Raw genomic sequence first — 333 nt, 5'->3', positions numbered from 1 at the left:
CGCGTCCATTTCCACCAGGATGGCCGCTTCAACACCGCGATCGGCCAGCAATACGGCCATCGCAACCTGTCGGTGATCGGGCAGCAGGGCGTAAACAATTACGGCGCGACCTACCAGTACGGCAACCGGAACGCCGCGGGCATTGCCCAGTTCGGCTCGAACCATACCGCGATCCTGACACAGGACGGCAACGGCAACATCGCCGCCGGCGTTCAGGTCGGCCACGGATGCAATGCCGATGTCAACCAGGGTGGCAGCGGCAATGTAGCCGCTTTCGTCCAGGATTGCCCCTGAACCATGGTGGCCGGCAATGGTTTGCCGGCCATCCTGAAT

The 333-nt window shown here is 62.5% G+C and carries 1 protein-coding gene; it reads left to right on the top strand.

Going from position 1 to position 333, the window contains the following annotated elements; translation table 11 throughout:
- On the top strand, positions 1-294 hold a 294-nt coding region (locus EN808_RS35505), incomplete at its 5' end, for a curlin (RefSeq protein ID WP_135918244.1).
- Positions 295-333: the final 39 nt, after the last annotated feature.

Origin of the sequence: Mesorhizobium sp. M8A.F.Ca.ET.165.01.1.1, assembly GCF_004792065.1 — a bacterium.
Classification (GTDB): domain Bacteria; phylum Pseudomonadota; class Alphaproteobacteria; order Rhizobiales; family Rhizobiaceae; genus Mesorhizobium.
This window is presented reverse-complemented; position numbering and strand designations above follow the sequence as displayed.